The 8052-nt window shown below is 64.2% G+C and carries 9 protein-coding genes; 5 read left to right on the top strand and 4 right to left on the bottom strand.

The features are described 5' to 3' along the window. Nucleotides 1-471, bottom strand: a 471-nt coding sequence (locus NMG10_RS15590; RefSeq protein ID WP_274235432.1) for a POTRA domain-containing protein, incomplete at its 3' end; no start/stop codon positions are given. Nucleotides 472-689: 218 nt separating this feature from the next. Here NMG10_RS15590 and NMG10_RS15585 point away from each other — a divergent pair. Then, nucleotides 690-959 carry a hypothetical protein gene (locus NMG10_RS15585; protein WP_050706787.1) on the top strand — a complete coding sequence of 90 codons (270 nt, stop codon included), beginning with the start codon at nt 690-692 and terminating at the stop codon, nt 957-959. An 11-nt stretch (nt 960-970) separates the two neighbouring features. Here the strand turns inward: NMG10_RS15585 and NMG10_RS15580 are convergent, their stop codons facing one another. The 3 genes from NMG10_RS15580 to NMG10_RS15570 all read right to left on the bottom strand — a co-directional run bounded on the left by NMG10_RS15580 (nt 971) and on the right by NMG10_RS15570 (nt 3013). Next, nucleotides 971-1207 carry a BrnA antitoxin family protein gene (locus tag NMG10_RS15580; protein WP_023631177.1) on the bottom strand — a complete coding sequence of 79 codons (237 nt, stop codon included), beginning with the start codon at nt 1205-1207 and terminating at the stop codon, nt 971-973. Continuing rightward, nucleotides 1182-1463: a BrnT family toxin gene (locus NMG10_RS15575; protein WP_203651449.1), complete on the bottom strand. Its 282-nt coding sequence runs from the start codon at nt 1461-1463 to the stop codon at nt 1182-1184. Before NMG10_RS15575 ends, NMG10_RS15580 begins: the two co-directional genes overlap by 26 nt. Nucleotides 1464-1648: 185 nt before the next feature. After that, nucleotides 1649-3013: a DEAD/DEAH box helicase gene (locus NMG10_RS15570; RefSeq protein WP_203651447.1), complete on the bottom strand. Its 1365-nt coding sequence runs from the start codon at nt 3011-3013 to the stop codon at nt 1649-1651. Between the two features lie 104 nt (nt 3014-3117). Between NMG10_RS15570 and NMG10_RS15565 the strand changes: the two genes are divergently transcribed. The 4 genes from NMG10_RS15565 to NMG10_RS15550 all read left to right on the top strand — a co-directional run bounded on the left by NMG10_RS15565 (nt 3118) and on the right by NMG10_RS15550 (nt 8030). Beyond that, entirely contained in the window at nt 3118-4410 is a 1293-nt protein-coding gene (locus NMG10_RS15565) for a mechanosensitive ion channel family protein (RefSeq protein ID WP_254464653.1), read from the top strand. A 292-nt stretch (nt 4411-4702) separates the two neighbouring features. Next, nucleotides 4703-5923 carry an MFS transporter gene (locus NMG10_RS15560; RefSeq protein WP_254464652.1) on the top strand — a complete coding sequence of 407 codons (1221 nt, stop codon included), beginning with the start codon at nt 4703-4705 and terminating at the stop codon, nt 5921-5923. Between the two features lie 43 nt (nt 5924-5966). Continuing rightward, a complete protein-coding gene (locus NMG10_RS15555; protein ID WP_254464651.1) occupies nt 5967-7169 on the top strand; it encodes a pyridoxal phosphate-dependent aminotransferase in 1203 nt (400 codons plus the stop codon). A 33-nt stretch (nt 7170-7202) separates the two neighbouring features. After that, a complete protein-coding gene (locus NMG10_RS15550; protein WP_254464650.1) occupies nt 7203-8030 on the top strand; it encodes a hypothetical protein in 828 nt (275 codons plus the stop codon). Nucleotides 8031-8052: the final 22 nt, after the last annotated feature.

Below are 8052 nucleotides of genomic sequence, written 5' to 3'. Positions count from 1 at the left end.
TTCGCGGTCGCTCAGGCCGCTGGCCGGGTCCGGGCGCAGCCCTTCCAGGCGCCCTTCCACCACCAATACCTGCAGATGGCCCGAGGACAGGTCCTGCTGCGGCAGGTAGGCACGGCTGGTGACCAGGCCGCGGCCCAGGTAATGGTCGGTGATGGCCTTGAGCAGGGCGTTGAGCTGGGTGACGCCCAGGCACTGGTCGATGAAGGGCTTGAGCAGGCGGTCGCGGTCGGCGGCGGACAGGCTGTCGGCACCCTTGAGTTCGATGGTGTGGATGGTGAAGCAGCGGCTGTCGGTCGCCGGTTGCGACTCACCGGGTTCAGCGGCCTTGCCGGGCAGGTTGCGCAGCTCTTCGAGGCGGCGCTGCTGCTCTTCGAGCAGACGGTCCTGGCGGTCGCGGATCAGGTCCTGGTCGCCGGGTGAGGCAGCACGGGCCGTACCCATGGTCGTGCAGGCCAGCAAGGCGGCAAGCATGCAAGCTCGCCCCCGGTTAAAACGCATAGACATCATCCAGTCCCTGGACCACGGAAAAGAGCGCGGGATATTATTTGGCCATCATCATGGCGTCAAATTAATATCGTCAAAAAACCGTGAAATCGTCAAAGGACCCTTCCAGCAATCACCTGGACTGAACTTCCAGGCAGCCAGACGCCTCCACCGGACTGAATCCACTGGTAACAAGGAGTCGAGGGATGAAACCGTTGCCATGCCTTATCTGCGCGGCCACCCTGCTCTGTGCACAGCCCATCTGGGCCTGCACACCGGAAGAGGCCACGCAGAAAAGAGAAGAACTGGCAGGGCTGGTCAGCCAGTTGACCGAACAGAACCCGCGCAAGGCCAAGGAGATCAACGACGAGCTCCAGCACATGGAGCTCGGAACGGCCAGCAAGGACTTGCCGGACAAATGCCAGTTGATCGACAAGCGCATCCAGGAGCTTAAAGAAGCGGAAAGGAAAACCTGACCGCGCCAGTGTCAGCGCCGCTGCTGGGCTTGCATGTACTGGCGAAGCAACTGGTTGATGCGGGTCTGGTAGCCGGCCCCCTGTTCCTTGAACCAGGCCAGCACGTCGGCGTCCAGGCGGATGGTCACCGTTTGCTTGGCCGGCACTCGCAGCTCGGCGCGGCGGAAAAAGTCATCGTCGAGTTCGGGGATGTCCGAGGTATCGACCGGGGCTTGGTCTTGCTCACAGCTTCTGGACGGTTTCGACATAGCGCGTTACCTCACGTCGTGTGGCTCTTCTGGCGGAAATGATGCGGATCACATCACCCTGCCGTTCGGTGTAGGCGACCACGCTGACCCAGGCGTTGATCCAGCCCATGCCTATCCAGCGTGCCTCCGGGTACTCGAATCGCTCATCGCGCAACGCCAGCATCGGCTGGCGGAACATCTCGGGCACGTCATTGAAGTCGATACCGTGCTTGCGGATGTTGAGCAGGTTCTTGTCCTCGTCCCATTCAAATCGCACGGGACAATCGTATTTACAGCTGTACATACACTACTCCTCCTTGACTGCAGATGCCAGAGGAGTGTGGCGGTCGGGCGGCAAAATGCCCGGGCTGGAATACGGTTTGGGAAACGGGCTACGCGCCCTGGGGAAAGAGGTGAAGCAACCCGCCACCGTTGCAGTGGCGGGCTCATGACCGGAGGGGCTTACTCAGCCGCCGGCTTGCGCTTTTTCAGCGGTGCCAGGCCGTCGGAGCTGGCCAGAGGCGCATTGGCCTTCGGCTTGGCGGTAGGCTTTTTCTTGGCCGCGCCCTTCTTGTCGGCACCGGCCTTCTTCTCACCCTTTTTCTTCTTGCTGCCGGCAGCCTTGCCCGAGGCCTTGACCTTCTTCGGCCCGCTGTAGGTGCCCTTGACCTCCTTGATGACGCGGCGCTCGAACTGCTGCTTGAGGTAGCGCTCGATGCTCGACATCAGGTTCCAGTCGTTGTGGGTGATCAGCGAGATCGCCAGGCCTTCGCCACCGGCACGGCCGGTGCGACCGATACGGTGCACGTATTCGTCACCGCTGCGTGGCATGTCGAAGTTGATCACCAGGTCCAGGCCGTCGATGTCCAGGCCGCGGGCGGCGACATCGGTGGCCACCAGGACCTTGGAACCGCCATCCTTGAAACGGTCGATGGCCAGCTTGCGGTCCTTCTGGTCCTTCTCGCCGTGCAGGACGAAAGCCTTGACCTCCTTGGCCACCAGGTGACCATAGATACGGTCGGCCAGGGCACGGGTGTTGGTGAAGATGATTGCCTTCTGGTAGGTCTCGTTGGCCAGCAGCCACTGCACGATCTGCTCTTTGTGCTGGTCGTGGTCGGCGGTGATGATCTGCTGACGGGTGCCCTCGGCCAGTTGCGAGACACTGTTGAGCATCAGGTGCTCAGGGTCCTTGAGCACTTTACCGATGATATCGCGCAGGGCCGCACCACCCGTGGTGGCCGAGAACAGCAGGGTCTGCTTGCGGTTCTCGCACTCCTTGCACAGGCGCTCCATGTCTTCGGCAAAGCCCATGTCGAGCATGCGGTCGGCTTCGTCGAGGATCAGCACTTCCACGTGCGACAGGTCCAGGTTGCCGGCATTGAGCTGCTCGAGCAGACGGCCGGGGGTGCCGATCAGCACGTCCGGCACCTTGCGCAGCATGGCGGCCTGCTCCTTGAAGTCTTCACCGCCGGTGACCAGCCCCGACTTGATGTAGGTGAACTGGGAGAACAGTTGCACCTGCTTGAGGGTCTGCTGGGCCAGCTCGCGGGTCGGCAGCAGGATCAGCACACGGATCTCCACGCTTGGACCTTTGCGGTCGACCAGGCGGTTGAGCAGCGGCAGCACGAAGGCGGCAGTCTTGCCGCTGCCGGTCTGCGCTGTCACCCGCAGGTCACGCCCTTGCAGGGCCAGGGGAATGGCCGCTGCCTGCACCGGCGTCGGCTCGACAAATTTCAGCTCGGCCACGGCTTTGAGCAGGCGTTCGTGCAGGGCGAATTGGGAAAACACGGGGGTAACCTCGGGCAAGTGCGAAAAATTCAGTTGCATAGGGTAACGTTTTCCGTGGCCAGAACCGAATTTCTTTTGGCAACTTTGCGCCGATCCACGCTCTAATACCCCTTCATACCGCAACACAGACCGCTTCCACGCCCATGGACATCCAACGCTTCTGGCGCGACGCCCTCGACCTCTGGGGCACGCTCGATCAACACCCACTGCTGCATGCAGCCCTCGGCCTGGTCGTGCTGCTGCTGGTCTCGCTGCTGGTCGGCCGCCTCGCTCGCTTCCTGATCCTGCACTCCACCCGCCTGCTCGGCCGCCAACAGGCACTCAGGTGGCTGGACGACCTGCGCCACAACAAGGTGTTCCACCGCCTGGCACAGACCACCCCGTCGCTGGTGGTGCAGTTCGGCCTGAAGCTGGTGCCGGAGCTGTCGGCCACCACCCAGCACTTCCTCGGCAACGTCGCCCTGGCGGTGACCCTGCTGTTCATGACCCGCGCCCTGTCCTGCCTGCTCGACGCGCTGCTGGACATCTACGCCCGCAGCGAACACGCCCGCACCCGCTCGATCAAGGGCTACATGCAGCTGGCCAAGATGATGCTGTGGATCTTCGCCGCCATCGTCATCGTCGCCACCCTGATCGACCGCTCGCCGCTGTTGCTGCTGTCGGGTCTGGGCGCCATGTCGGCGGTGCTGCTGTTGGTGTACAAGGACACCCTGCTGTCGTTCGTCGCCAGCGTGCAGCTGACCAGCAACGACATGCTGCATGTCGGCGACTGGATCGAGATGCCCCAGGCCGGCGCCGACGGCGATGTGGTGGACATCACCCTGCACACGGTCAAGGTGCAGAACTTCGACAAGACCATCGTCTCGATCCCCACCTGGCGCCTGATGAGCGAGTCGTTCCGCAACTACCGCGGCATGCAGCAGTCCGGCGGGCGTCGGATCAAGCGCAGCCTGTTCATCGACGCCGCCGGCGTGCGCTTCCTCAGCCCGGACGAAGAACAGCGCCTGGGCCAGGTACGCCTGCTGGGCGACTACCTGGCGCAGAAGCGCCAGGAACTGCATCACTGGAACGAGGCCCTGGGCCCGGTGGCGGAGCTCTCGGCCAACCGCCGCCAGCTGACCAACATCGGCACCTTCCGCGCCTTCGCCCTGGCCTACCTGAAGAACCACCCCAACGTGCACCCGAACATGACCTGCATGGTCCGCCAGATGCAGACCACCGCCGAGGGCGTGCCGCTGGAGATCTACTGCTTCACCACCACCACGGTGTGGGCCGAGTACGAGCGCATCCAGGGCGATATCTTCGACTACCTGCTGGCGGTGCTGCCGGAATTCGGGCTGAGCCTGTACCAGCAGCCGAGTGGCAACGACATGCGTGCGGGGCTGGCGGCCAGGCCACCTTTGGTGACCTCGATGCGGGAATTCGACGAAGCCTGATTTAGGGATGCGTGGGAGCGGGCTTGCCCCGCGAAAAGGCTGGCACTGCCATCGCGGGGCAAGCCCGCTCCCACGGATCGCTGACGAACGGAAAGTTTTTTCAGCTGTGCACAATGGCCTTGTGCTCTCACAAAGCACAAAGAAACAATTAGTTACAAGTATTTCAGAATTATTAAACGCCAGCCTTCGAGAAATACGAATACCCGCCTCTCCCCGCTTCTCCTAACCTGCAGCGAACAGGTCGCCCCAATGACAGGCGGCACGGTATCGGCCAAAGGACTGCGAGCAAGCGATGCGTCAGGACATCTCCCTGGAAAAACCACTCGACGAACCGGACCGCAGCGATCCGGCCAACCGCCGCAAGGCACTGGCCGCCGGCAGCCTGGCCCATGGCGTGCACGATGGCCTGACCGACGTTATCTATGTGCTGCTGCCTATCTGGCAGGCCGCCTTCGGCCTGAGCTATGCCCAGGTCGGCCTGCTGCGCGGCGCCTACGCCGGGATGATGGCCGGCTTCCAGTTGCTGGCCAGCCGCGGCGCGCGCAAATGGGGGCGCGAAACCCTGCTTGTCAGGGGCACCGCCCTCGCCGGCTTCGCCTACCTGCTGGCGGCCCAGGCCACGGATATCAATCTGCTGCTGCTGGCGCTGATGATCGGTGGCCTCGGCGCCAGCACCCAGCACCCGCTGGCTTCGGCGCTGGTATCCGACGCCTACGAGGGTAGCGGGCGGGTCAAGCAGGCGCTGGCCCAGTACAACTTCGCCGGGGATATCGGCAAGGCGGTCATCCCCGGCCTGACCGGGCTGGTGCTGGTCTACATCTCCTGGCAGACCAACGCCACCCTGCTTGGCGTGCTCGGCATCGCCGCCGCCTTCGCCTTGTGGTGGCTGATGCCGAAGAGCCAGGCCCACGAAACCGCCAGCAAGAAGACCAAGGTCGCCGACGCGACCGGCACGCCAGCCGGCCTGATGGCGCTGATCGCCACCGGCAGCATCGACAGCGGCGTGCGCATGGGCTTTTTGACCTTCCTGCCGTTCCTGCTGCAGAGCAAGGGCGCCAACACCGAGCACATCGGCCTGGCCCTGGCCCTGCTGTTCATCGGCGGCGCCTTCGGCAAGCTGTTCTGCGGCTACCTCGGCGCACGCCTGGGGCCGGTGCGCACGGTGATCTGCACGGAAGTGCTGACCGCGCTGCTGATCCTGCTGGCATTGGTATTGCCCTATGGCGCCCTGATGCTGGTGATGCCGCTGATCGGCGTGGCGCTGAACGGCACCTCGTCGGTACTTGGCGGCCTGGTTCCGGATTTCGCCCCACGGGACCGACGCGACCGGGTCTTTGCCTGGTTCTACACCGGCACCGTGGGTGGCGGCGCCCTCGCCCCGGTGCTGATCGGCGCGATATCCGACCAGGCCGGTGTCGTCGAAGGCCTGGTAGTGCTGGCCTGCGTGCTGCTGCTGACCTTGCCGCTGTGCCTGGTGATCTACAACGGCATGAAGGGACTGCCGCGCCGCTGATCCGCAACATCGCTCCAGATCAAGAACAACAAGGACGTCAACCATGAGCAACGGACTGTCGCAACGATCCGCGCGTATCAGCGCGCCCGGCACCTCGAGCATGCGCAGCAAGGCCAACGCCCTGCGTGACGCCGGCATCAAGGTGATCAATTTCGCCGCCGGCGAGCTGTCCAGCGACGCCGCACCGGACATGCGCCACGGCGCCATTGCGGCGGTCCACGAACAGTGGAACCGCTACACCCCACCCCTGGGCAATCCGCGCCTGCGCCAGGCCCTGGCCAGCAGCGTCAGCCAGCGCCTGGGCGTCGACTACGGCGCCGACGAGATCGCGGTGTCCAGCGGTGCCAAGCAAGCCCTGTTCAACAGCGCCATGGTGCTGCTCGATCCGGGTGATGAAGTGATCATCCCGCGCCCCTACTGGGAGACGTTTCCCACCCAGGTCGAACTGGCCGGTGCCCGTCCGGTGTTCGTCGACACCAAGGGCGACAACCACAGCCTGCGCGCCGCGGCGGTCAAGGCCGCGCTGTCGCCGCGCAGCAAGGCGATCATCATCAATACCCCCAACAACCCCACCGGGGTGGTCTATGACCCGCGGGAACTGCTCGCCATCGGTGAGCTGGCCCTGGAGCACAAGCTCTGGGTGATCTTCGACGAGTGCTACCGCAGCCTGCTGCGCACTGGCCAGCAGCACCACAATCTGGTCGCGCTGCTGCCCGAGCTCAAGGCCTCGACCATCATCATCGACTCGTTCTCCAAGAGCCAGGCGGTCACCGGCTGGCGCCTGGGCTATGCCTGTGCGCCGAAGGCGGTGGTCGCGGCCATGCACAACCTGCAGGCCCACACCACCTCCAATCCCAGCAGCCTGGCGCAGTACGCGGCGCTCAACGCACTGGATGGCGACGGCGCGCGGCGGTTCGGTGCCCAGGTCAATGCCCAGCTCGATCGCCAGCTGGCCATCGCCACGGCGCTGCTCGGCAAGCTCGAGGCGATCCGCTTTTCGCCACCACAGGGCGCGTTCTACCTCTACCTGGATATCACCCGCCTGCTCGGCAAACGCTACCAGGGCGAGGCGATCCGCGACGCCAGCCACCTCTGCGAGCTGTTGCTGACCGAGGCGCGCATCGCCCTGGTGCCCGGCTGCAGCAATGGCGACCCGAGCGCCGTGCGGCTGTCCTACTCGGTAAGCCCGCAGGACCTCGAGGAGGGCCTGGGCCGCTTCACCGACTTCATTGCAATGCTTGCCTGACCCCGGACTTTCCACAACCCGCGAGAACATGACATGAAGAAAACGGATTTCATGCTGTCATTCGTCGACCAGGCCCTGACCGATGTGCAGGACAAACGGCTGGCCAGCGCCCTGAAAAAAGGCTTCGAGGTGCACGCCGACCTGCTGGAGGACTACCTCGATACCTACCAGCGCATCACCGCCAAACCCTGGTCACGGGAAAGCCTGTGCACCTTCTTCTGTGGCTGGCGCAGCCCGGACGGTGCCGCCCATGCGGTATCAAGCATCATCGTGCGCTTGCTGCAGGAGTCCGAGGCCATCGACGATCCCCAGGCCCGGCTGCTGTTGCAGGACGCCGCCCGTCACTGCGGCGAAATCATCGTCGAGGACATCGGCCTGGGCGAGATGCACGGCCACCCGCACCACTCCAAGCTGTATGCGCGCATGGCCACCGCCATCTGCGGCTCGGAGGACTGGCGCCTGCAGGACCGCTACCTGAACCCGGTGACCAAGGAATTCTCCACCTGGGTGGGCAGCAAGCGGCCGCTCGCCCCGCAACTGGTCGAGGCCATCGAGATGATGGCGATGACCGAGCTGTTCAATACCGGGGAATACAACGTGATGACGCCCCTGTGGAAGGACTGGCTCAAGGAGGCGCAAGGCAAGACCCCGGGCGAGGCGCATCGCATCGCCTCGTTCCTCAGCGTGCATTGCGGCGCGGTCGAGGCGCAGCATTTCTTCCATGCCACCAGCGCCCTCGAACTCTACTGCCGCGCCACCCGCCAGGCACTGGACCACGCGCGCATCGAGGCGCTGTCCTGCGAATACGTGAAAAGAGCCTGCGAGCACCTGGACAAGATGGAGTCGGTGCTCGCCGCCTGACGAACACCTCACAACAGGGATG

This window comes from Pseudomonas sp. DVZ6 (assembly GCF_024259445.1).
Lineage (GTDB): Bacteria > Pseudomonadota > Gammaproteobacteria > Pseudomonadales > Pseudomonadaceae > Aquipseudomonas > Aquipseudomonas peradeniyensis.
The sequence above is the reverse complement of the archived record's forward strand: the minus strand, read 5'-3'. Positions and strand labels throughout refer to the sequence as shown.

What these genes read in the sequence shown, in the direction of transcription:
- NMG10_RS15560 (WP_254464652.1), top strand. Translation starts at nt 4,703, where the DNA reads ATGCGTCAGGACATCTCCCTGGAAAAACCACTCGACGAACCGGACCGC.
- NMG10_RS15555 (WP_254464651.1), top strand. Translation starts at nt 5,967, where the DNA reads ATGAGCAACGGACTGTCGCAACGATCCGCGCGTATCAGCGCGCCCGGC.
- NMG10_RS15580 (WP_023631177.1), bottom strand. Translation starts at nt 1,207, where the DNA reads ATGTCGAAACCGTCCAGAAGCTGTGAGCAAGACCAAGCCCCGGTCGAT.
- NMG10_RS15570 (WP_203651447.1), bottom strand. Translation starts at nt 3,013, where the DNA reads ATGCAACTGAATTTTTCGCACTTGCCCGAGGTTACCCCCGTGTTTTCC.
- NMG10_RS15565 (WP_254464653.1), top strand. Translation starts at nt 3,118, where the DNA reads ATGGACATCCAACGCTTCTGGCGCGACGCCCTCGACCTCTGGGGCACG.
- NMG10_RS15585 (WP_050706787.1), top strand. Translation starts at nt 690, where the DNA reads ATGAAACCGTTGCCATGCCTTATCTGCGCGGCCACCCTGCTCTGTGCA.
- NMG10_RS15550 (WP_254464650.1), top strand. Translation starts at nt 7,203, where the DNA reads ATGAAGAAAACGGATTTCATGCTGTCATTCGTCGACCAGGCCCTGACC.